This is a genomic window from Elusimicrobiota bacterium, assembly GCA_016706425.1.
In the GTDB taxonomy this organism is placed as follows: domain Bacteria; phylum Elusimicrobiota; class Elusimicrobia; order FEN-1173; family FEN-1173; genus JADJJR01.
The window spans coordinates 2,331,355-2,353,001 of sequence record JADJJR010000001.1; the positions used below are offsets into that span (position 1 = coordinate 2,331,355).

At 67.6% G+C, this 21,647-nt stretch carries 22 protein-coding genes; 17 read left to right on the forward strand and 5 right to left on the reverse strand.

Going from position 1 to position 21,647, the window contains the following annotated elements:
- Positions 1 to 103 precede the first annotated feature (103 nt).
- The 17 genes from IPI56_09640 (at position 104) to IPI56_09720 (ending at position 17,032) form a co-directional block, all read left to right on the forward strand.
- Positions 104 to 823 (forward strand): YggS family pyridoxal phosphate-dependent enzyme, encoded by a 720-nt coding sequence (locus IPI56_09640; protein ID MBK7545988.1) that lies wholly within the window; start codon positions 104 to 106, stop codon positions 821 to 823.
- Positions 824 to 849: 26 nt separating this feature from the next.
- Positions 850 to 1,620 (forward strand): pyrroline-5-carboxylate reductase, encoded by a 771-nt coding sequence (locus IPI56_09645; GenBank protein ID MBK7545989.1) that lies wholly within the window; start codon positions 850 to 852, stop codon positions 1,618 to 1,620.
- Positions 1,621 to 1,711: 91 nt separating this feature from the next.
- The gene (locus IPI56_09650; GenBank protein MBK7545990.1) at positions 1,712 to 1,975 is read left to right on the forward strand and encodes a YggU family protein; all 264 of its coding nucleotides are present in this window, start codon (positions 1,712 to 1,714) and stop codon (positions 1,973 to 1,975) included.
- Positions 1,976 to 1,992: 17 nt separating this feature from the next.
- Positions 1,993 to 2,988, forward strand: a complete 996-nt coding sequence (gene mtnA / locus IPI56_09655) for an S-methyl-5-thioribose-1-phosphate isomerase (protein MBK7545991.1) — start codon at positions 1,993 to 1,995, stop codon at positions 2,986 to 2,988.
- An 11-nt stretch (positions 2,989 to 2,999) separates the two neighbouring features.
- Positions 3,000 to 3,503 carry a cytochrome c nitrite reductase small subunit gene (gene nrfH / locus IPI56_09660; protein ID MBK7545992.1) on the forward strand — a complete coding sequence of 168 codons (504 nt, stop codon included), beginning with the start codon at positions 3,000 to 3,002 and terminating at the stop codon, positions 3,501 to 3,503.
- A complete protein-coding gene (locus IPI56_09665; protein MBK7545993.1) occupies positions 3,500 to 4,933 on the forward strand; it encodes an ammonia-forming cytochrome c nitrite reductase subunit c552 in 1,434 nt (477 codons plus the stop codon). Before nrfH ends, IPI56_09665 begins: the two co-directional genes overlap by 4 nt.
- 44 nt (positions 4,934 to 4,977) lie before the next feature.
- Positions 4,978 to 7,764, forward strand: coding sequence for an isoleucine--tRNA ligase (gene ileS / locus IPI56_09670; GenBank protein ID MBK7545994.1), 2,787 nt, complete (start codon positions 4,978 to 4,980; stop codon positions 7,762 to 7,764).
- Entirely contained in the window at positions 7,761 to 8,222 is a 462-nt protein-coding gene (gene lspA, locus IPI56_09675) for a signal peptidase II (protein ID MBK7545995.1), read from the forward strand. Before ileS ends, lspA begins: the two co-directional genes overlap by 4 nt.
- On the forward strand, positions 8,222 to 8,983 hold the full coding sequence (gene lgt, locus IPI56_09680; GenBank protein ID MBK7545996.1) for a prolipoprotein diacylglyceryl transferase: 762 nt from the start codon (positions 8,222 to 8,224) through the stop codon (positions 8,981 to 8,983). Before lspA ends, lgt begins: the two co-directional genes overlap by 1 nt.
- Positions 8,980 to 9,867, forward strand: coding sequence for an RluA family pseudouridine synthase (locus IPI56_09685; protein ID MBK7545997.1), 888 nt, complete (start codon positions 8,980 to 8,982; stop codon positions 9,865 to 9,867). Before lgt ends, IPI56_09685 begins: the two co-directional genes overlap by 4 nt.
- Before the next feature lie 18 nt (positions 9,868 to 9,885).
- On the forward strand, positions 9,886 to 10,491 hold the full coding sequence (gene gmk, locus IPI56_09690; GenBank protein MBK7545998.1) for a guanylate kinase: 606 nt from the start codon (positions 9,886 to 9,888) through the stop codon (positions 10,489 to 10,491).
- Positions 10,492 to 10,502: 11 nt separating this feature from the next.
- Entirely contained in the window at positions 10,503 to 10,859 is a 357-nt protein-coding gene (locus IPI56_09695; protein MBK7545999.1) for a hypothetical protein, read from the forward strand.
- A gap of 6 nt (positions 10,860 to 10,865) precedes the next feature.
- Positions 10,866 to 11,411, forward strand: a complete 546-nt coding sequence (locus IPI56_09700) for a hypothetical protein (GenBank protein ID MBK7546000.1) — start codon at positions 10,866 to 10,868, stop codon at positions 11,409 to 11,411.
- Between the two features lie 4 nt (positions 11,412 to 11,415).
- Positions 11,416 to 12,060 carry a hypothetical protein gene (locus tag IPI56_09705; GenBank protein ID MBK7546001.1) on the forward strand — a complete coding sequence of 215 codons (645 nt, stop codon included), beginning with the start codon at positions 11,416 to 11,418 and terminating at the stop codon, positions 12,058 to 12,060.
- Complete coding sequence (locus tag IPI56_09710; protein ID MBK7546002.1) at positions 12,053 to 12,892, forward strand: uracil-DNA glycosylase; 840 nt, start codon at positions 12,053 to 12,055, stop codon at positions 12,890 to 12,892. The genes IPI56_09705 and IPI56_09710 overlap by 8 nt, the downstream gene beginning before the upstream one ends.
- Positions 12,893 to 12,894: 2 nt before the next feature.
- A complete protein-coding gene (priA, locus tag IPI56_09715; protein MBK7546003.1) occupies positions 12,895 to 14,880 on the forward strand; it encodes a primosomal protein N' in 1,986 nt (661 codons plus the stop codon).
- Between the two features lie 10 nt (positions 14,881 to 14,890).
- The gene (locus IPI56_09720; GenBank protein MBK7546004.1) at positions 14,891 to 17,032 is read left to right on the forward strand and encodes a hypothetical protein; all 2,142 of its coding nucleotides are present in this window, start codon (positions 14,891 to 14,893) and stop codon (positions 17,030 to 17,032) included.
- A 460-nt stretch (positions 17,033 to 17,492) separates the two neighbouring features.
- Here the strand turns inward: IPI56_09720 and IPI56_09725 are convergent, their stop codons facing one another.
- From IPI56_09725 to IPI56_09745, 5 genes are read right to left on the reverse strand one after another with little or no spacing between them, the layout of a single operon-like run.
- Complete coding sequence (locus IPI56_09725; protein ID MBK7546005.1) at positions 17,493 to 18,332, reverse strand: 3'(2'),5'-bisphosphate nucleotidase CysQ; 840 nt, start codon at positions 18,330 to 18,332, stop codon at positions 17,493 to 17,495.
- Positions 18,296 to 19,054 carry a phosphoadenylyl-sulfate reductase gene (locus tag IPI56_09730; protein ID MBK7546006.1) on the reverse strand — a complete coding sequence of 253 codons (759 nt, stop codon included), beginning with the start codon at positions 19,052 to 19,054 and terminating at the stop codon, positions 18,296 to 18,298. Before IPI56_09730 ends, IPI56_09725 begins: the two co-directional genes overlap by 37 nt.
- Positions 19,051 to 19,689 carry an adenylyl-sulfate kinase gene (gene cysC, locus IPI56_09735; GenBank protein ID MBK7546007.1) on the reverse strand — a complete coding sequence of 213 codons (639 nt, stop codon included), beginning with the start codon at positions 19,687 to 19,689 and terminating at the stop codon, positions 19,051 to 19,053. Before cysC ends, IPI56_09730 begins: the two co-directional genes overlap by 4 nt.
- Before the next feature lie 17 nt (positions 19,690 to 19,706).
- Complete coding sequence (locus IPI56_09740) at positions 19,707 to 20,750, reverse strand: ABC transporter ATP-binding protein (protein ID MBK7546008.1); 1,044 nt, start codon at positions 20,748 to 20,750, stop codon at positions 19,707 to 19,709.
- Between the two features lie 32 nt (positions 20,751 to 20,782).
- Entirely contained in the window at positions 20,783 to 21,589 is an 807-nt protein-coding gene (locus tag IPI56_09745; protein MBK7546009.1) for a hypothetical protein, read from the reverse strand.
- Positions 21,590 to 21,647 lie beyond the last annotated feature (58 nt).

The following is a 21,647-nucleotide window of genomic DNA, read 5'->3' on the forward strand; positions in this document are numbered from 1 at the left end:
GATCCCGCGCTTTCGGAAAAATGTGGGTTGAGTAAACCATTTCCGGAATGGCGTGGCAAGGGTTTCGGGAATGGCCGAAATTTGATACAATTCAAAGGTTCCCATGGCGCTTCCTTCCACCGCACCCGCATTGGCCCAAGCCCTGGAAGACGTCCGAGCGCGCGTGCGGCGGGCGGCCGAGCGGGCGAAAAAGAACCCCAACGAGATCGATATCCTAGCGGTGACGAAAACGCTCCCGCCGGAACGTGTGTGGGAGGCCTGGGAGCTGGGTCTTTGGCAATTCGGGGAAAGTCGCGTTCAAGAGGCGGAGCGCAAAAAAATCGCGTTGGGGGACCGCTTTCCCGAAAATCGCCACCCCCGCTGGCATCTGATCGGCCATTTACAGTCGAACAAAGCCCGAAAAGCCCTGGAAATTTTTGATTGCGTTCAGTCCGTGGACAGTCTGAAGCTGATGGAATTGCTGGACACGGAAGGCGGTCGGCGGGCCCAGCCCGTGAGTTGCCTGGTGGAAATCAAGATCTCGGAGGAACCGGCCAAACAGGGGCTTCCGGCCGAATCTTTGACGGCTTTCTTGGAACGGGCCACGCGTTTCCCCTTCGTCCGCATCGAGGGTTTGATGGGGGTGCCCCCGTTGTTCCCGGACCCGGAAAAAACGCGACCCTACTTTCGTCATTTGAAAAAGCTTTTTGACCACCACCGCGCGTTTTTCCAAAACGACGCCCCCATCCTGTCCATGGGCATGTCGGCGGATTTCGAAGTGGCCATCGAAGAAGGCGCCACCCTCGTTCGCCTGGGCACGGCGCTGTTCGGAGACCGGTCGTGAAAATCGCCGTTCTGGGCGCCGGCCACATGGGCGGGGCCCTGGTGGGCGGTTTGTTGGCGGCGCGCCGGGCCCGGCCGCGCGACCTCTGGGTGACGGACCCGAACGACGACCAACGGCGCGCGGTGCAAAAAAAATTCGGCGTGCGCGCCGGAACGGACAACCGGGCCGCCGCGACCTGGGCCGACGTGGTGGTCCTCTGCGTCAAGCCCCAGCTTATGGGCGAGGTTCTGCGGGGGCTCCGAGGGGCGGTGGGGCCGCGACAGACCGTGCTGTCGGTGGCCGCCGGGGTTAAAACCGCGACGATCGAAAAAATTTTGGGCCGGGTCCCGGTGGTGCGCGCCATGCCCAACACGCCGGCGCTTCTGCGGGCGGGCGCCCTGGTTTATTGCCGCGGCGCCCGCGCCGGCCGCAAAAACGAAGCGGCGGCCCGGGCGCTCTTGTCGGCCCTGGGTCCGGTGTGGAAAACCACCGAGGCGCGCATGGACGCCGTGACCGCCCTTTCCGGCTCGGGACCCGCCTACGTGTTTTTGCTGGCCGAAGCGATGGCCGCCGCCGGCGCGGCCCTGGGGCTGCCGGCCGCCACCGCCGAGGCCCTGGCGCGGCAAACGATTTACGGGGCCGGCCGTATGTTGACCGAGAGCCCGGAGGCCCCGGCGGAACTCCGCCGGCGGGTCACCAGCCCCGGGGGCACCACCGAAGCCGCGTTGAAGGTTTTGTTGAAAGGCGATTGGCCGGGGACGATGAAAAAAGCCCTGGCCGCCGCCGCCCGACGGTCCAAAGAACTGTCGGCGATGTGATCCGATCCGGAGATTGTCCCGGAATCCCCGCCGCGCCGCGGCCGACCCTCTAGCCCGGGTCCTCCGCGCGCGGCCCGAAGGAGTGTCAACGATGATCATTCGAGTGCGTGTGATTCCCAACGCCGTGCGCAGCGAAGTGGTGGGCCGCATCGGGTCCACCGTGCGCGTGAAAGTCGCGGCCCCCGCCATCGACGGGAAGGCCAACAACGAACTGACCAGCTACCTGGCCGAATTTTTCGAGGTCAAAAACCGTAGCGTCAAGATCGTCCGCGGCCAAAAGGGCAAGGAGAAGACCGTGGAAATCTCCGGCCGCGCCGAAGAAGAGCTCGAAGACATGATGGAGACGATCCCTTAACCGGAAAGGGGACCCGCGTGCCGGTCGTTCCCTTCCGCTGGCGCGGGTCCCGGCTGGAGGTCCTGGAACAGCGGGACCTCCCCGCGCGGGTCCGCTGGATTTCCTGCCGCACCGTCGACGACGTGGCCCGCGCCATTCGCGACATGTCGATCCGGGGCGCGCCCGCCATCGGCTGCGCCGCCGCTTTCGGCCTCGCCTTGGCCGCCCGAGCCCCCGGCGGCGCTCGCCGGGACCGTCTGGAAAAGGCCCGCCGCCGGCTCGCCGCCACCCGCCCCACCGCCGTTAACCTTTTCGGAGCCCTCGAACGCATGGCCCGGGTCTGGAAAACCGATTCCCGCGCTCTTTCCGCGCGACTTGAGAACGAAGCCGTCGCCATCGCCGCCGAAGACCGCGCCGCCTGCCGTCTCATCGGCGATCACGGCGCGGGTCTCTTGCCCCCAAACACCGTCGTCCTCACCCACTGCAACGCGGGCGCCCTCGCCACGGCCGGTTACGGCACCGCCCTGGGAATCGTCCGCTCCGCTCACGCCCGGGGGAATATAAAAAAAGTGTACATCGACGAGACCCGCCCGTACCTCCAGGGAGCGCGACTCACCGCCTGGGAACTCGCGCGGGAACGGATCCCCTACGAAATTCTTACCGACAACGCCGCCGCGCACATCCTCAAAACCGAAAAAGTCGACGCCGTGATCGTCGGCGCGGACCGCATCGCGGCCAACGGCGACACGGCGAACAAAATCGGCACCTACGCCCTGGCGATTGCGTCGCGCCATCACGGCGTTCCTTTTTACGTCGCGGCCCCCGCGTCCACCATCGACCCGTCCACAAAAACCGGCGACGGCATCCCGATCGAAGAGCGCCCCGCGGCCGAAGTGCTGTCCTTCGCCGGCCGCCGCGTCGCCCCCGCTGGGGCCCGGGCCCGTCACCCCGCCTTCGACGTGACCCCCGCCGCGTTCATCGCCGCGATCGTCACCGAGCGCGGGGTCGTCCGCCCCCCGTTCCGATTTAAGTAAAATCGCCCCCCGTGAACACCGGTCAGAAAAGCGTGTGGGCTCTGTTGGTGCTGGGCAGCGTCTTTTTGGGCGTGGGCGCTTACACCTTCCGCTACGCGGAGGGGTTGTCTTATTTCAGCGCCGACCCCAAGGCCTGCGTCAACTGCCACATCATGCAACCGTCCTTCGACTCTTGGCAAAAAGCCAGCCACCACAACGTCGCCAAGTGCGTGGACTGCCACCTGCCCCACGCGCTGGTGCCGAAATACCTGGCCAAGGCCGACAACGGCTACCGCCACTCCAAGGGATTCACCTTTCAAGATTTCCACGAACCCCTCCGGGTCACCCCCCGCAACGACGCGATCCTTCAGGACAACTGCCTCCGCTGCCACGACGCCCTGGTGCACGGCACGGGCCTGGCGGCGGGGCGCCAGGCCTTGCGCTGCGTCCATTGCCACCGCAACGTCGGCCACGGCGACAAAACCGGGATGGGCCGAATTTACAGTGAAAACGAAACCAAAGGATCCGCCTCATGACCCTCTCCCCCGACCTCTTGAAATCCAAAAAAGCCGTCGCGCTCGTCGCGCTCGGCCTCGTCGTCGCGACGGCCGGCGCGACCGCGCTCCTCGTGAACATTTTCGAGCGCAAGGGGGAGGCGCGCCGCCCCTATGTGCGCCTGGTGGAAGTCACCGAAGACACCACCGACCCCGCCCAATGGGGCGTCAACTGGCCCAAGGAGTACGACACCTACAAGCTCACCGCGCTCTCGACGCGCACCCGTTTCGGCGGCCACGGCGGCAGCGAGGCCATGCCCCAGGACAAACTGGACCGCGACCCCTGGCTCAAGCGGATGTTCGCGGGCTACGCCTTCGCCATCGACTACCGCGACCGGCGCGGGCACGCTTACATGCTTTCCGACCAGGAAAAGACCGAACGGCTCACGAAACCCCAGTCGGGTTCCTGCCTGCATTGCCACGCCTCCGTGATGCCCCTTTACCGGAAACTCGGAGACGGCGACGTCCTGAAAGGGTTTGAGGCCAGCCACAAATTGAGTTATCAAGAAGCCAACAAACAACTCCACGATCTGGGCCACGCGCACCCGGTGAGTTGCGTGGACTGCCACGATCCCAAAAGCATGAAACTGCGGGTCACGCGACCGGGGTTCATGCTGGGCATCCAGGCTTTCGCGGCCTCCAACGCCCCCGCGCCGCACCTGCCCTCCATCGAACGCTGGCGCGCCGGCGACCGCCGGACGCCCTACGACCCCAACACCCTGGCGGTTCAAACGGAAATGCGCTCCTTCGTCTGCGGGCAGTGCCACGTGGAATATTATTGCGGCACGAAGGCGCCCCTCACCTTCCCCTGGGGCAAGGGCCTGCGGGCCGAAAACCTGGAAGATTTTTGGGGCACGTCCAAATTCCCTGACGGAGAGCCCTTTTTCGATTACAAACACGCCGAAACCGGGGCGCCGGTCTTCAAAGCCCAACATCCGGAATTTGAGCTGTGGAGCCAGGGCGTGCACGCCCGCAGCGGGGTGTCCTGCGCCGATTGCCACATGCCTTACATGCGCGACGGCGCCACCAAAGTCTCCGACCACTGGGTCCGCAGCCCGCTTCTGAACATCAACCGGGCCTGCCAAACCTGCCACCGCATCCCGGAAAAGGAAATACGGGAACGGGTGGACCTCATTCAGGGACGCAACCACGCCTTGTTGCAGCGGGCGGCTCAAGCCCTCATGGACCAGTTGGACGCCATGGTCGAGGCCAAAAAAGACGGCGTGCCCGAGGCCCAACTGACCGCCGCCCGCGATTTCCAGCGCAAGGCCCAGTGGCGGCTGGACTTCATCTCTTCGGAGAACTCCATGGGGTTCCACGCGCCCCAGGAGGCCGCCCGGGTCCTGGGGGAGGCCATCGACTACGCCCGCCAGGGCGAAATCGCCGCCCGTCGCGCGCGCCGCAAATCTTGAACCCGAGCCCCGCGATGATCGAAATTGGCTAAAATGAACGTTCCATGAAACCCAAATTCAACGTTCAGTTGCCCAAAACCAATTTCCCCATGAAGGCCGACCTCCCCCAGCGAGAGCCCGGCCTTTTGGCGCATTGGGAAAAAATCCACCTCTACAAGAAAATCCAGGAGCGCAACGCCGGGGGAGCGCCCTTTGTCCTGCACGACGGTCCCCCCTACGCCAACGGGGCGATCCATGTGGGCCACGCGCTCAACAAAATTTTGAAGGACATCATCGTTAAGTACAAAGGCCTGCGGGGGTTCCGCTCGCCCTACATCCCCGGATGGGACTGCCACGGCCTGCCCATCGAACACCAATTGATGAAGGAAAAAGGATGGGACAAACGCAAGGTGGGCCGCGTGCCTTTCCGCCACGAGGCGACGCGCTACGCGGAGCATTGGGTCGAAGCCCAAAAGCGGGAGTTCAAACGCCTGGGGGTTCTGGGTGACTGGGACCACCCCTACAAAACGCTGTCCCCCGATTACGAGGCCGGCATCGCCCGGACCTTCTACGATCTTTTCGAAAAGGGCTACATCGTTCAAGACAAGAAACCGGTTTATTGGTGCCCGACCTGCGAGACCGCCCTGGCCGAGGCCGAGGTGGAATACGCGGACAAGACCTCCACCTCGGTCTTCGTGAAATTCCCCGTCGTGGAATGGCCCGCCAACGAAGACGCCCAGCGGATGGCAAAGACGCCGGGCAAAAAAGTGTCCGTGCTGGTGTGGACGACCACCCCCTGGACCCTGCCGGCCAACGTGGCGCTGGCGTTTCATCCGGAGGGACGGTACCGGCTTTTCGAATCGGCCCAAACCCACGAACGCTTTTTGGTCGGCGACCCCGGCTGGAAACTGTTGGAGGAAATGTTCGGCCCCGGCAAGGCGAACGCCCCGGCCGTCGAGGGATTGAGCCTCGAAGGTCTGGTGGCCAAAAACCCCCTCAACAACAACGATTCCCAGGGCGTGCTCGCCGACTTCGTTTCCGCCGAGGAGGGGACCGGGGTCGTGCACATCGCCCCGGGCCACGGGGAGGACGACCACGCCGTGGGCAAAGCCTACGGCCTGCCCGTGCTTTCCCCGGTGGACGACCGCGGGCGGTTCACCCCCGAGGTCCTGCCCAACGATCTGGCCGGGGTTTCCGTTTGGGACGCCAACCCCGTGATCGTCGAACGCCTGGCCAAGGCCCAGACGCTTTTGAAAGAAGTCAAAATCTCCCACAGCTACCCCCACTGCTGGCGGTGCAAAAACCCGATCCTCTTCCGCGCCGCGCTCCAATGGTTTCTCAAAGTGGGGGACGCCTTCCGCACGGCGCTCATCCAAAGCACCAACCACGTCGAATGGATCCCCGAATACGGCCAGGAACGCATCCTGGGCATGCTGCGCACGCGCCCGGACTGGTGCCTCTCGCGCCAGCGCTTCTGGGGCACGCCCATTCCCATGTTCCTGTGCGAACAATGCCGGGAACCCCTGCGCGACCGCGCCGTGTTCGACCGGGTTGTCGCGGAATTCCACAAACACGGCGGCGACGTGTGGTACGAAAAAGACGCCGCCCATTTCGGCGCCACCGGCCCCTGCCCCAAGTGCGGGCACAAAGGCCACCGGAAAGAGGAAGACATCGTCGACGTGTGGTTCGATTCCGGCGTGTCCTGGGCGGCCGTGCTCGGCCAGCGGCCGGAAACCCGGGGCACGAAGCGCGCCGACGTCATGTACCTGGAAGGCTCGGACCAGCACCGCGGCTGGTTCCAGACCTCCCTGCTGCCGGCGGTGGCCTTGACGGGCGAGCCCCCCTTCGGCCGCGTGCTGACCCACGGGTTCGTCCTTGACGGTCAAGGCCGCGCCATGTCGAAATCCCTCGGCAACGTGATCGCGCCGCAGGAGCTCATCCAAAAATACGGCGCCGACATCGTGCGGCTCTGGGTCGCCGTCACCGACTACCGCGAGGACGTGCGCCTTTCCCAGGACATCCTGGACCGCGTCATCGACACCTACCGAAAAATCCGCAACACCCTGCGGTTCCTCCTCGGCAATTTGGGGGATTTTGATCCCGCCCGCCACGCGCGCCCCCTGGACGCCCTCGAGCCCCTCGATTTGGCCGCCCTGGGCGCGTTCAACGACGCTCTCGAACGCGCGGCCCGTCATTACGACGAAGCCGAATTCCACTTGGTCACCGCGACCCTGGCCGACGGTTTTTGCATCAACGTCCTCTCCGAATTCTACCTGGACGTCCGCAAGGACGTTCTGTATTGCGACGCGCCCGACGCGCCGCGCCGCCGCAGCGCCCAGACGGCCTTCTGGATCATCGCCCGCGGGCTGGCCAAGGTCCTGGCGCCCCTTCTCTCCTTCACCGCCGAGGAAACCTGGCAAACCCTGCGCGAGGAAAACAAACTCGGCGCCGACGACAACCCCGAGAGCGTCTTTCTGAACCCGTTTCCGACGACCTTGGACCTGCCGCGAACCCCGGCCATGGCCGAATTTTTGCGCGCCCGACGGGCCGCCAACGAAGCCGTGGAAAAGGCCCGGCAATCCGGCGCGGTCAAAAGCGCCAACGACGCCGCGCTGCCCCTCACCCTTCCGGCGGGCGGCCCCTTGGCGGATCTGGCCCCCGCGGCGCTGGCCTCGTTCCTGGGCGTGGCGGTGGTCCGCCTGGAATTCGCCGCCGTCGAGGCGCCCGTTCCCGGCGCGGTCACGGCCGCCCCCGGGGCCAAGTGCGCGCGGTGCTGGCTCTGGCGCGAGCTCACCCCCGCCGGCCTTTGCGCGCGCTGCGCCGACGCCGAACGGGCCGTCCAACCCGCGTGAAACGCCGCGCCGCGGTGGTCCTCGTTCTCGTCGTCCTCGCCCTCGACCAAATCACGAAGGAATGGGCGCTGCGCGCCCTGCCGCTCCACGGGGCCATCGACGTGTTCCCGTTCTTCAACCTCGTCCACGTGCGCAACACGGGCGCGGCGTTCGGCATCCTCCCCCAATCGAACGCGCTCTTTATCGGGGTCACGGTCGTCATTCTCGCGGTGCTCGCGAAGATGGGCAAGGATTTCGCCGCGCAGGGCGTCTGGGCCCGGAGCGGCCTCCCTTTCGTTTGGGCCGGGGCCCTGGGCAATTTGATCGACCGCCTCCGGCACGGCGCGGTCATCGACTTCCTCGATTTCCATTGGCGGGGCTGGCACTGGCCCGCTTTCAACGTCGCCGACAGCGCCATCACCGTCGGCATCGCCTGCCTCATCGTCCAACACTTCGCCCCCCGTCTCGGGAAAGAGTGATGCACCCCATCCTGGTCCGCTTCGGCGACTTTGCCCTCCACGCCTACGGGCTGTTCGCGGCGATCGGCTTCATCGCCGGCCTCGCCCTGGCCGCCGCGGGGGGGCCGCGCGCGGGCGTGCCCAAAACCGTCGTGCAGGACGCGGGCGCGCCCCTGCTGTTGGGCGGTCTTCTGGGCGCCCGGCTTTTTTACGTCCTTTTCCACGCCGGGGAGTTCGCGGGCGCCCCCCTGGACGTTTTGAAAGTGTGGCGCGGCGGGTTGATGTGGCAGGGCGGACTGCTCGGCGGCGTGTTGGCCGGGGTCGTTTTTTTTCGACGGAGAAACGTCCCCCTCGGCGCCGCGGCGGACGTCTTGGCCCCCGGGGTCGCCCTGGGCCAGGCCTTCGGCCGGATCGGCTGTTTCTTCGCGGGGTGTTGCTACGGGGCCGTCTGCCGATGGCCCTGGGCGGTGACGTTCCACGCCCCGGAAAGCCTGGCGCCCCGGGGCGTTCCTCTCCATCCGACGCAACTCTACGACGCCACCGCGAATTTTTTCATCGCGGCCGCCCTTTGGTTTTGGGGACGGCGCCCGGGCTTCGCCCGGGGCCACGGACGCTTGGCCTTCGGCTACCTGGCCCTGGCGTCGGCGGCGCGTTTGGGCATGGAGGCCTTTCGCGACGACGCGCGGGGGCTCCTGGGCCCTTTCAACGCCACGACGGTGCTCGCGGTCGTTCTTTTGCTGCTCGGCGTGGCGGGCTGGACGCGATCCCGGCGATCGACGTGAACCCGGAACGCGCCTTTGTTTTTTCGGGACCGCCCGAACGGCTCGACCGTTTCTTAACCCGGTCGCTGCCGGGCTGGTCGCGCACGCGGCTGCAGGCTCTGATCAAAAAAGGCTTGGCCACCGTCGGGGGTCACCCCGAACCGGGCCGACGGCTTTTGGCCCCGGGCGAACGGATCGCCATCGTTCTGCCCGAATTTTCCACCCTGCCGGCCTCCGCCGCGCGGTCCGTTCCGATCCTTCACGAAGACAGGGATCTGATTGTGGTGAACAAACCGGCGGGGTGGGTCGTCCACCCGGCGGGCCCCCACCAAACGGACACTCTGGTGCAACGGCTGTGGCCGAAACTCGCGGCCGGCTGGGGCGCCGACGCCGCCCAAAACCGCCCGGGGGTCGTCCACCGCCTGGACCGGGGCACCACCGGCGTGATCGTCGTGGCCAAGACCCCGGCGGCGGCCGAACGCCTCGCCCGCCAGTTCGCGGAACGCCGGGTCGAAAAAATCTACTGGGCGGTGGTGGCCGGTGTCCCGACGGAAAAATCGGGGCGTGTCCGCTCCATGGTCGGCCGTTCGCGCCAGGAACCGCACCGCATGACGACGACGGTGCCCGGTCGTTGGGCCGAAACGGATTTCAAGGTCCTCAAAACCTTCCCCAAAAAAAACCAGTCCGTTCTCGAAGTGCGCCCCAAAACCGGACGCACGCACCAAATCCGGGTCCAACTCGCCGCCCTGGGTTTCCCCCTGGTGGGCGACACTCTCTACGGCGGCCCCGCGGGGACGCGCCCGCTCCTGCACGCGCACCAACTGGTCTTTGACCACCCGACCACGGGAAAAAGATTGATTTTCAAAGCCCCCCCGCCGCCGGATATGCGTCCATTTTTGGTATAATTCCACGTCTCCATTCCCATGAACCGCGGTCTCGTCCTTGTGCTTTCCGCGCCCTCCGGGGCCGGCAAGTCGACGCTTTGCCAGGCGCTGGCGGAACGGCGGCCCAACACCCGTCTGTCCATCTCCTGCACGACGCGGTCCCCGCGGTCATCGGAAGCGCACGGGCGCGATTACTATTTTTTAACCCCCCGCGAATTCGCGGAAAAACGGGAAACCGGCGAATTCCTCGAATGGGCCGAGGTCCATGGCCACTTTTACGGCACCCCCCGCTCCCCTCTGGAGGAACATCTGGCCAAAGGGCACGACGTGGTGATGAACATCGATGTCCAGGGCGCCCGCGCGGTCAAACAAGCCCTGCCGGACAGCGTGACGGTGTTCGTCGCGCCCCCGTCGTGGTCCGTCCTGGAGGAACGCCTGCGCCGCCGCAACCAGGACGACGAGGCCACCATCCAACGGCGCTTGCTCGGCGCGCGCCGCGAGTGGGGCGAGGCCGCCCGCTACGACTACCTGGTCGTGAACGACGACCTGGAGAACGCCTTCGCCGATTTATCGGCGATCCTGCGGGCCGAGAGGCGCCGCACCGCCCGTTGCGCCCCGGGCGCGTCGGGACCGCTTTTTCATTGAAGGAGGAACGTGTGAGCCAAAAGAAAAAGTTCGTTGAGGAATTGCCGGCCGAAATCCCCTTGGACGCGCCCTTGAGCCAATTGCTGCAGGTGGTCACCCACGACAAATACCGCGTGATCTCCCTGGCGACCCGGTGGGCCCAGGAAATCAAGCAACGGGACCAGGCCACCGCGCTGCCCCCCCAGGAATTGCTGGCCCAATCCCTTCGGGAGATTTTGGGAAATAAAGTGTCCCTCGAAGAAATCGAAAAGCTGCCCCCCCCGCCGAAACCCGAGAAGAAGGATCTGGACATCGGCCTGCCGACCATCATCCTGAAAGACAACGGCGACGCCCCCAAGGGCGAGGAACCGGCGAGCGGCGACCAATAACCCCTCGTGGCGTCCCTCCCTGGTCGGAAAATCCTCCTCGGCGTCACCGGCAGCGTCGCGGCCTACAAGGCCCCCGACGTGGCGCGGCGTCTGATCGACGCCGGAGCGGTGGTCCGGGCGGTGATCACGGCGGGGGGCCAGAAGTTCCTCCCCGCGCTCACCCTCACGGCCGTGACCGGCCGTCCGACCGCCACGGACGCCTTTGATCTCTCCGACGGCTCAATGCCGCATCTCGAGCTGGCCCGTTGGGCCGACGCCGTTCTGGTGGCCCCGGCCTCCGCCAACGCGCTGGCCCGCTTCGCGAACGGCGCCGCCGACGACCTCCTGGGCGCGATCCTCTTGGTGACCCGCGCCCCCGTTTTCCTGGCGCCGGCCATGCACGAACCCATGTGGACGCACCCCGCCACCCGCCGCAACGTCGCGACCCTGACGACGGACGGCCGACGCTTTCTCGGACCGGTGGACGGCGCGCTCGCTTCCGGGGACCGCGGCGCCGGCCGCCTGATGGAACCCGCCGATCTGGTCCGCGAACTGGGGAAGGCCCTCGCCTAGCTTTATGCGCCGGTTTTTTTGGCGCGGCCGCCGCGTCCTGGTGACGGCGGGGCCCACCCGGGAACACCTCGATCCCGTCCGCTTCCTTTCCAACGAATCGTCCGGCGCCATGGGTTGGGCCTTGGCCGAGGCCGCCCGCGACGCGGGCGCCCGCGTGACCCTGGTGGCCGGCCCGACCGGCCGCCCCGCCCCCCGGGGCGTGACGACCGTGCCCGTCGTGTCGGCGCGGGACATGCTCGCGGCCGCCCGCCGGGGGAGCCGAACGGCGGACGTGCTCATCGGCGCGGCCGCGGTGGCCGATTGGCGTCCCGCCCGGTCCGCCCGTTCCAAATTGAAAAAAGGCCGGGCCGCGCCCGTCCTGCGATTGGTGCCCAACCCGGACATCCTGGCGACCTTGTCCCGCGAAGCCCGGCCCGGCGCGCTGCGGGTCGGTTTTGCCCTCGAAACCCACCGCCTGCTGGCCCGGGCGCGGGAAAAGATGCGGAAAAAGAAACTCGATTTGATCGTGGCCAACCCGCCCGCCGCTTTGGGCGGGGAACGGACCCGCGCCTGGCTCCTGACGACCGACGGGGCCGTCCGGGCCTTCGCGGGTTCCAAGAAAGCCCTGGCCCGCCTCATCCTCAACACCTTGGAGCGCCGACGTGACTGACCCCCGGGACGAAATGCTCGACATCGTGCGCCGCCTTCGCGCGCGCGTAAAAAACGGCGGCGCGGACGCCCTGCGCGCGCCCCGCGGCGCCGTGCGCCCCGCGGCCCCCAAAGCGACGGCAAAGCGCCCGACCCCCGCGATGGAACCGCCGCCGGCGAAAGCGGGCGACGTGCTCGCCGGCTTTCGGGACGATCCCGCCCTTTCGCGCGCGGACCGCCTGGAGCGCTTGCGCGCCCACATCGGGGATTGCCGCCGCTGCCCCCTGGGCGCCTCGCGGATCCAACTGGCCTTTGGCGTCGGGAACCCGCAAGCGCGGGCGATGTTCATCGGCGAGGGCCCGGGCTACGCCGAAGACCGGCGGGGGGAACCTTTCGTCGGCCCGGCCGGCCAGCTGCTCGATAAAATATTGGCCGCCACGGGTCTGTCGCGCCAGCCCGCCGTTCCGTCGTGGAAGTGGGTGTACATCGCCAACGTCGTCAAGTGCCACCCCATGATCGACCCCACGGACAACACGAAGCGCGGCAACGACCGTCCGCCCACCCCGGAGGAAATGGCGGTGTGCGCCCCTTTCCTCATGGCCCAAATCCGCATCATTCAACCCGCGTTCCTGGTGACGCTCGGCAACACGGCGGGGAAAGCGCTGCTCCAGACCGACGAAGGCATTTCCAAGTTCCGTGGCCGCTGGCGGGATTTCACGCTCCCCGAAGGCGGTCCCGCGATCCGTCTCCTGCCCACGTACCACCCGGCCGCGCTCCTGCGCAATCCCAACCTTAAAAAAGAGGTGTGGGAAGACATGAAACAGCTCAAGGCGGCCCTGGAAGCGTCTCAATAGTCATGGGAGAGCCCCTCCTGGCCGAGGTGGCCTTTCCCATCCCCCTTCGACGCCAATTCGATTATCTCGTTCCCCCCGGCCTGTCGGTGGAGGCCGGTCGGCGCGTTTGGGCGCCCTTCGGTCCCCGCGCCCGCCAAATGGGGATGGTGGTGCGGTTGCACGCGCCGGAACCGGGCGGTCCGCCGCCGGAAGCCCTGAAATCCCTCCTCGGCGCCGTGGACCCCGTCGCGGCGCTCGGGCCCCGCGACATGGATTTGGCGCGATGGATGGCCGAGCGCACATTCTGCTCCTTGGGCGAAGCCCTGTTCACGGTGTGCTCCCTGGGCAAACGCGCGCCCCCCCGTCGCGTGAAAACCGATCCGCTCCGCCCGGGTGTTCCGCCGGAACCTTTTCAATTGACCGACGACCAAGCCCGGGCGGTCGACCGCCTGACCGCCGCGCACCGGGCCGGGCGGGGCGGCGTTTTCCTCCTCCAAGGCGTCGCGGCGTCGGGCAAAACCGAAGTGTACCGACGGTTGATCTCCCGCGTTCTGGCCGACGGGCGGGGCGCGATCCTGTTGGTGCCCGAGATCGGATTGACCCCCCAAATGGAAGACCGTCTGCGGGGATGGTTCGGCGACGCCCTGGACCTGTGGCACAGCGAGATGAGCGACGGGGATCGGTCGCGCGTCTGGGACCGCGTCCGCGCGGGCCGCGCCCGGGTGATCGTCGGCCCCCGGTCCGCCCTGTTTCTTCCCGTGGAACCCCTCGGGGCCATCCTCCTGGACGAAGAGCACGATCCCTCTTTCAAACAAGACAACGCCCCCCACTACCACGCCCGCGACGCCGCCCGGGAAAAAGCGCGTTTGCACGGGGCCGTTCTCGTCTTGGGCAGCGCCACCCCGTCCCTCGAAACCCGCGAAGCCGTCCGGCGCGGCGAGGTCGAGCGGATCGTTTTGGCCCAGCGGGTCGACGACCGCCCCTTCCCGACGGTGCGGCGGATCGACGCCCGCAACGAGGGCTGGTACCTTTCGGACGCGCTGGTCGCGGCCCTGAAAGACCGCTTGGACCGCAAAGAACAATCGTTGCTGTTCTTGAACCGGCGCGGCTACGCCACCCGGGTGGCCTGCCGGGCCTGCGGGTGGGAAGCGGTTTGCCCCCATTGCGCGATTCCCCTTGTGCACCACCGCGCGGGCGAACCGCCCCTGCGGTGCCACACCTGCGGGCACGGTCAAGGCCTGGCGACGCAATGCCCCGCCTGCGGCGACGCGGTTCTGCGCCTGGCCGGACGCGGCACCCAACGCGTGGTCGCGGACTTGGGGACCCTTTTCCCGACGGCGCGCTGCCTCCGCTGGGACGCCGACGCCATGGCCGCGCGGGGCGCCCACGCGGAAGCCTACCGCCGCGTGCGCGACGGGGACGTGGACATCATCGTCGGCACCCAAATGATCGCCCAGGGGCACGATTTCCCGCGTTTGACCTTGGTGGGGGTGATCGACGCCGACCGCTCGCTCCTCCTCCCCGACTTCCGCGCCGCCGAGCGGACCTTCCAGCAACTCATGCAGGTCGCGGGCCGGGCGGGCCGGGCCGACCGCCCCGGGGAAGTGTTGATCCAAACCCGACGGCCGGACCATTACGCCTTGGCCGCCGTGGCGGCCCGGGACACGGAGGCCTTCGTCGAGGCGGAACGCGGTTTCCGGTTGGAAAATCGCTACCCGCCCTTCACCCGAATCGTCCAAGTGGTCCTTCGCGCGCGCCGCGAAGAAGCCGCCCAGGCGGCCGCGGACGCGTTGGTCAATCATTTGGAGGCCGCCGGACCGCGCCCCGGCGTTGAGATCCTGGGGCCGGCGCCCGCCTTCCACCGGCAAAAGGCGGGCTGGCACCAATGGCAGGTCGTGGTCAAGTTCCCGTCTGAGATTTCTGACGACACCCTGGGGCGCTTGTCGTCCTTCGCGCCGCCGACGGGGGCGGTTTGGACCGTGGACGTGGACCCCGAAGGTTTGACATGATGGGACGGCCATGACCCCTTTGCTTTTTTTGTCGATGGTCGTCTTCGGTTTGGCTTTGTCCCCCGGGGTGCCCCCCAACGCGGCGACGGCCCAGGGCGCGCTGGCCGCCCTCGCGTTCGCCCCGTCGCCCGATGTCCCCGGTCCGTTGGCCGTGTGGTTCGGCCGGTTCGCCCTCGCGCTTTTCCCGTTCGGCTCCCCCGCGTTTCGGTTGGCGGCGGCCACCTCCGCGATGGCCGGAATCGCGGCCCTGGTGGCCGCCCGGCTTTTGCGCCACGCCCGGGGGGACGCCGAGGGCGGGACCGCGTTGTGGGCCCTGGAGGAACAACGGCGCTGGACCACGGCGGAAACCGCGGTTCTTCTGTTCTGGGCCCTGGCCGGCCCCGCGTGGTTGTCCGCCCGGGGCCAATGGGAGGAAGCGTTGCTGTTGACCGTCGGCGCGTGGTCGGTCGAACGAACCCTGGCCGTCGCGCGATCCCCCTCGGTGTTGAGAGCCGCGGCGGCCGGCGGGGCGCTGGGCCTTGCCGTCGCGGCGGACCCCCGGTTCCTTTGTCTCGTTCCCGCGCTGGCGGCCCTGGCGTTCCTTCACGGCCGCCTTCGCCCCGCGCCGTCCCCCCGGCTTCGCGGTTGGGGCGTTGGAGCCGCGTTTGTCCTGACGGCCGTCGCGGCTTTCCTTTTGCCCGCCGCGCTCCTCGCCGCGCGGGAATCGGCCACCATCGGCCAAACCGTGACCGCGGCCCGCGTCGTCCTCGAAAACTGGCTCCGCGCGATCGGTCCCGAAGCGCCCTGGGGCGCGCGCGCGCGGGCCGCGTTGTCGCCCGAGGACATCCGGATGCCCCTCGCCCTCGCCCTTTCCCTTTTCGCGTTTTGGGGCGCCGATCGTCGGGAGCGCCGAACCGTGGGGGCTTGGCTCCTGGCCGGGGCCTCCGCCCTGTTTTTGCCGGGCCTGGTCTCCGGCCGCCGCCCGGAGGTGTTTCAATCCCTGGCGCTCCTGTTGTGCGTTCCGCCGCTTGCGCGCGCCGCCCGACAGGTTCTTCGAATCCGTCCGGCCCTGGGGCCGGCGCTTTTTCTCATTCCTTTGATCTTCCCCGTCTTCATCCCCCGCGCTTTCCCCCGGCACGAGGACCCCGAGGCCCTCGCCGGCGACGTGTTCCGCTCGGCGGCGCCCGGCGCGGGACTTTCGGCGGGCACGCCGAATCTTCGGTCCGCGGCGATTTATCGTCAACGCGTCTGGGGGGATCGGCCGGATCTCCGCTGGACGTCCGACGATCCCGACGCGCTTTTCGTCCTGGGGGGGTCCACGGTTTCCCGCGCCGCGACCGGCCGGCCGGTGGGGTTCCTCCGACAACCCGTCCGCCCCGGGGAAGAACGGCAACGATCGCCCGCGACCCTTTCCACCGGGCGCGTGCCCTTGTTGCTGGCGGAGAGCGGGCTGGAGGGGTCGAACCCGGACGCGCTGGCGTCCGCCCACCGCGCCCTGGGGGACGCTTTTTTCAATTTGCGTGTTCCCGATCAAGCCGAAGAGGAATACCTCAAGGGGTTGGCTCACCGATCGGAGGACCCCGATTTGAACGCGGCGCTCGGCGGTTTGTTCCTGGATTACGGGGAGACCGCGCGGGCGGCCGCCGCCTTGGATCGCGCGACGCGCTTGGGCGCGGGCGATCCGCGTGTTTGGAGCCAAAGCGCCAAGGCCGAATACCAGGAGGGCCGCCTTCACCTGGCCTTGGAACGGTTGGCCACCGCCGCGCAACGGTTCCCCCGTGACGCCGATATTAAAACGGAGTGGGCCGAGCTGTTGGAAAAATTGGACCGCCCCGAGGACGCGGCGCGGGCCTGGGGCGCCGCCGCGGATCTTCGACCCGATGACAAATTCATCCTCTGGCGACTGACCCAGGCCTGGCTGCGGGCGGGGAAACCGCTCAAGGCCTACCGGGGGGTGGAAGCCTATCTGTCTTTGGGGTTGTCCGAGCGGGAACGGCGGGACGGCGAGGCGTTTCGCGGACTTCTGTTGGACGCTTTAAACCATCCGGCCGGCGGAACGGGGGGGGCCCCGACGGAAATCAAACGCACAAGGACGGTGCGGACGCCGCGTCCCCCGGGGGCGTGGACCAATAACCATTGGCTGTCGGGGCCGGGCCCCTTCGGCACCAAATAATAGCGACCCCGGGTCTCGGGCGCGGGCGTGTCCGCCCGGCGGACAAACGCGTCGACGTCGGTCACGCGGAACGACACCTCCCCCCAGCCCTCGCGCACCGGAAGTTCGCCTTCCAGCCCGTGAACAGGACCGAGGGTCATCACGTCGAGCCGACGGTGGCGAAATTTAATTTGAAAAACCGGCGCGCCATCGTCGCCCGCGTCCGCGGCCCAGGCGGCGCGCGCGCGGGCCAAAAGATCCGGTCCCACGACCACACCGACGGCCTCAAAGGGGTTTTTTGGGGAGGCGAAGAGCCCCGCCAAAACCGGATCGCGCGTCAAGAGACCGTAGGCGTCCCACCCCCGCTTCTCCCCCCGCCGCACCAACTCCTCAAACGCCGCCCAGCGCAGACCCGCCCCGGGGTCGGCCAAGGCCCGGGCGAGTTCCGTTTCCCCGTAGCGCGCGAGGGACAGGGGCTTTTTCATGGGACGGGCAAGGCGGCGAGCGCGCGGACGAGATCCTCGTGGCGCGCCCCGTTGGAAGCGATGGGGGGTTGGGTGTGGAGCCGACGGGGGTCGGCGTAATCGAGCGCCGAACCGTCCCAATGGGTCATGCGCCCGCCGGCCTCCTCCAGGATGACGAGGGGCGCGGCCGTGTCCCAGTGGTGGACGGGGTGGTGGTTCAAATACAAGTCGGCCAATCCCCGGACGATGTAACCGACTTTCACGCCCACGCTGTTGATGGGGTGCAGGAACCGCACCCGCAGGGCGCGCTCGACATTTTGCCGCATCTCCGGTGGGAATCCCGTCGACGTGATCAAGGGCATGGCGTTCCACTCGTTGCGCGCGGACACCCGCAAAGGGATCCATTCGCCGCGGGCCCATTCCCGGGCACCGGCCCCGCGCGCGGCCGCGAACAATCGCTGATTGAGAGGATCGAAGACCACCCCCAGGACCGGGCGGCCCGCCTCCAACAAACCGACCATCACGCTGAATCCCGGCGCGCCCTTGGCGTAGGCCCGTGTGCCGTCGAGGGGATCCACCAACCAGGTCAACGCCGCGCCGGCCGGGCCCTCGAGGCCGGTCTCTTCGCTCAAGATCATGTCCCCGGGAAACGCTCCCCGCAGGCCCGTCGTCAGGATTTCATTGGCCGCGTGGTCGGCGTTGGTGACCAGGGAATTGTCTTCCTTGCGCGCGGCGACGAGGGGCAGGCGGAAAAGCTCCATGACGCGGCGGCCCGCGGCGGCCACCAGCTCGCACACCGCGGGGAGGCGGTCTTCGAAGGTCACCGGGGCGACGGGGGCGGCATATGGAGGCCGCATTCTTTTTTATCATCCGTGGTGTTGAACCACCGCCAGCGGCCGGCGCGGCGGGGCTCGGCGGGGCCGATGGGCGTGGTGCACAGCACGCACCCGAGGGACTCGTAATAGAATCCGCCGGGGAATTTCTTGTCGAGGAGCGCGTGGACGGGCACGTCGCGGGCGGCCAGATACTCCCGCACGCGCGCCTCGGTCCAGTCGACGAGGGGGGCGGCCTTGACCAGCGCGCGGGTTCGTCCGTCCTCCGCGCGGTCCAGAACCTCCACCCGGGCGGCGCGGGCGCGGCCCGGCGACTGGTCCCAGCGCAGCCCCGTCAGCCAGGCGTCGAGACCCCGCAGGGCCCGTTCGTTGGGCTCCACTTTCCGCACCCGGCAGCACAATTCCTGGCGTTCCTTGGAATCAAAGAAAAGGTGTTCGCCGTAGGCCGCGGTCATCGCCGCCACGGCCGACGGGTCCGGGGTGAAGCGTTCGATGACGAGGCCGAAGCGGCGTTCCCATTTTTCAAACAAATCCAAAGTCTCGGGAAACAACCGCCCCGTGTCGTTGGTGAACACCCGGGGGCGGAACCCCGCCTCCTCGCACAGGGCGATCAAGGCGCCGCCCGACAACTGGCCGCTCGTTCCGATGGCGAGACGGTCCCCGAAACGGTCGCGCAGCGCCTTCAAAAGCGCGCGAGGGTCCGTGAGGGCGTTCCAGGCGGCGAGGTCCGCCGGAGAGAAATTCAAAAGAACCTCCGCCGCTTCAACAGCCGGAGCAGGCGGTCCACGCTTCGCTCCAGGGGCTCCGTTCCCGTGGCCAGCGTCAAATCGGGCCGACGGGGCGGCTCGTAGGGCGAAGTCAGTCCGGTGAATTGCCGCAAAACACCGGCCCGGGCTTTTTTGTAAAGGCCTTTGGGATCGCGGGCCTCACAAACCGACAACGGGGCCGCGCAATGGATTTCCAGGAAGCGCCTCGGCGCCAGGGCCCGCGCGGCGGCGCGGTCGGCGCGGAACGGGGAGATCAAGGCGACCAGAGCCAAAACGTTGTTGCGCGCGAAAAGGGCCGCGGCCTCGGCGGCGCGCCGAATGTTCTCCCGGCGATCTTCGGCGGAAAAGCCCAACCCGAACCGGCGGGCGGCCCGCGGGGTGTGCCCCGCCGCCCGCAAAAGTTCCGCGTCCCGGTTCAGGCCGTGGCGCAGGTTGTCGCCGTCCAGGACGGCGGCGTGCACGCCCCGTTCCACCAGGGCTTTTTCCAAAGCCCGGGCCACGGTGGATTTGCCGGACCCCGAAAGCCCCGTCAGCCACACCACGCCGCCTTTTTGTTTCAATCGCCGGGCCCGGGCGGCGTCCGTCAGTTCGCCGCCGTGCCACCGGATGGCCAGGCCGCCGCGCGCCTTTCTCACGCGGGCACCGCGAAGGCGTGGTAAGCGGTGATGCCCACGTACACGCGCCGGCCCGTCTCAAAACCGCTGGCGATCGAAACCCCTTTGGGCACGTGCGCCACCACCGGGCGGTCCCCCCCGACTTCGACGGCGTGTTCGATCAAAGGACCGCGGAACCGGCTGGACACAATTTTTCCCTCGACCTGCAGGGTTTCGGGCGCCGAGGTGAGATAAACGTCGTTCGGTCGAAAGTAAATGCGCACGCGGGAGCCCACGGCGGGTCCGTTGACGGTGAAGCGAAACGGGCCCCACAGGGCCAGTTCCGGCTGGCGCACGACCGAGTCGACGAAATTCGTCTCGCCCACGAATTGGGCCACAAATTGGGTGGCCGGACGGTCGAATATTTCCAGGGGGGTGCCTTGTTGTTCGATGCGGCCGGCCGCCATCACGAGGATCTTTTGGGAGATTTCCATGGCTTCCTGCTGGTCGTGCGTGACGAAAAGCGTCGTGACGTGGGCCTCCTCGTGCAGGCGGCGGATCCAGGTGCGCAGCTCGTCGCGCACCTTGGCGTCCAGGGCGCCGAAGGGCTCGTCCAAGAGGAGGACGCGCGGCCGGGGCGCCAACGCCCGGGCCAGGGCCACCCGTTGGCGCTGTCCCCCCGACAATTGGCCGGGGAACCGGCGATCGTAGCCTTGCATCTGGATCAGCTTCAGCAATTCGTCGACGCGCGCCGCGATGTCCCCCCGGGGGGTTTTTCGGACGGCGAGGCCAAAGGCGATGTTGTCCCACACCGTCATGTGCTTGAACAGGGCGTAATGCTGGAAGACGAAGCCCACGTTGCGTTCCCGGGCCGATTGGGTGGTGGACTCGGCATCGGTCAGGCGGATGTCCCCGGCGTCGGGGCGCTCCAACCCCGCGATCATGCGCAGCAGAGTGCTCTTGCCCGATCCCGAGGGCCCCAAGAGGGCGACCAGGGACCCGGACTCGAGCCGAAACGAGACGTTGTCCACGGCTTTGAACGGGCCAAAGGATTTGGTCAATCCGCGCACATCAATGCTCATGGTCTCTCCTGACGGTATGAAATCCCCCTATTTTAGTAAACATTCCCCCCCGGGGACAGGCGGTAGAGCGCGGGGCGGCGTTCGCGGAACAAATCGTTTCCGCTGCCCAAACGCTTGTCGCGGGCCGTGCGGGGATCGATCCGCGCGACGGCGACGCCCTCCCGGGCGGGGCCAAGGCGGACCAGGCGCTCCCCCCGCGGGGAAACGATTTGACTGCGTCCGATAAATGACAACGGTCCCGCCGCTCCGGTCTCCCGACCCACGCGGTTGGCCGTGGCCGCGAACACCCGGTTTTCCAGGCACCGCGTGATCATGGCGTCTGGGCCGTGCGGCAGGACCAGGTTGGCGGGGTGGAGCAACACGTCGGCCCCGGCCAAAGCCAGGGAACGGGCCGCTTCCGGGAAAAACCAATCAAAACAAATCAGGACGCCGACGCGCGCGGGACCTATGTCCCAGACAGGAAACGGCGCGCCGCCGGACCGAAAAAAAAGCTTTTCCTTGCCGAACAAATGAACCTTGCGATAAACCCCCCTCCGCCCCCGCGGCCCCACCAGGGCCGCGGCGTTGTACACCCCTCCCGCGGCGGCTTCCGGAAATCCATAGAGGACATGGGCTCCCGTGGCGCGGCAAAAATCCGCCGCCCAGCGGGCGCTGGGCCCGTCCGCCGACTCCGCGCGCGCCCGAACCTGTCTCCGGGAGGCGAAGTTGTATCCCGAAAAGGCCAGTTCCGGAAGCACGTACAAATCGGCCGGAACCCGTTCCATCCACACCCGCGCGCGGGCCCGGTTCCGGTCCCCGTTGCCCGGGACCGGGTTCGTTTGCACCACCGCCAATCGCATCCGTTTCCCCCTTGAACAATCGCCGCTTCGGGGATAAGTATAGAAAGTCACCGACACC

What these genes read in the sequence shown, in the direction of transcription:
- IPI56_09645 (MBK7545989.1), top strand. Translation starts at nt 850, where the DNA reads ATGGGCGGGGCCCTGGTGGGCGGTTTGTTGGCGGCGCGCCGGGCCCGG.
- IPI56_09720 (MBK7546004.1), top strand. Translation starts at nt 14,891, where the DNA reads ATGACCCCTTTGCTTTTTTTGTCGATGGTCGTCTTCGGTTTGGCTTTG.
- priA (MBK7546003.1), top strand. Translation starts at nt 12,895, where the DNA reads ATGGGAGAGCCCCTCCTGGCCGAGGTGGCCTTTCCCATCCCCCTTCGA.
- IPI56_09725 (MBK7546005.1), bottom strand. Translation starts at nt 18,332, where the DNA reads ATGCGGCCTCCATATGCCGCCCCCGTCGCCCCGGTGACCTTCGAAGAC.
- IPI56_09650 (MBK7545990.1), top strand. Translation starts at nt 1,712, where the DNA reads ATGATCATTCGAGTGCGTGTGATTCCCAACGCCGTGCGCAGCGAAGTG.
- IPI56_09665 (MBK7545993.1), top strand. Translation starts at nt 3,500, where the DNA reads ATGACCCTCTCCCCCGACCTCTTGAAATCCAAAAAAGCCGTCGCGCTC.
- ileS (MBK7545994.1), top strand. Translation starts at nt 4,978, where the DNA reads ATGAAACCCAAATTCAACGTTCAGTTGCCCAAAACCAATTTCCCCATG.
- IPI56_09705 (MBK7546001.1), top strand. Translation starts at nt 11,416, where the DNA reads ATGCGCCGGTTTTTTTGGCGCGGCCGCCGCGTCCTGGTGACGGCGGGG.
- IPI56_09740 (MBK7546008.1), bottom strand. Translation starts at nt 20,750, where the DNA reads ATGAGCATTGATGTGCGCGGATTGACCAAATCCTTTGGCCCGTTCAAA.
- IPI56_09640 (MBK7545988.1), top strand. Translation starts at nt 104, where the DNA reads ATGGCGCTTCCTTCCACCGCACCCGCATTGGCCCAAGCCCTGGAAGAC.
- lgt (MBK7545996.1), top strand. Translation starts at nt 8,222, where the DNA reads ATGCACCCCATCCTGGTCCGCTTCGGCGACTTTGCCCTCCACGCCTAC.
- gmk (MBK7545998.1), top strand. Translation starts at nt 9,886, where the DNA reads ATGAACCGCGGTCTCGTCCTTGTGCTTTCCGCGCCCTCCGGGGCCGGC.
- IPI56_09745 (MBK7546009.1), bottom strand. Translation starts at nt 21,589, where the DNA reads ATGCGATTGGCGGTGGTGCAAACGAACCCGGTCCCGGGCAACGGGGAC.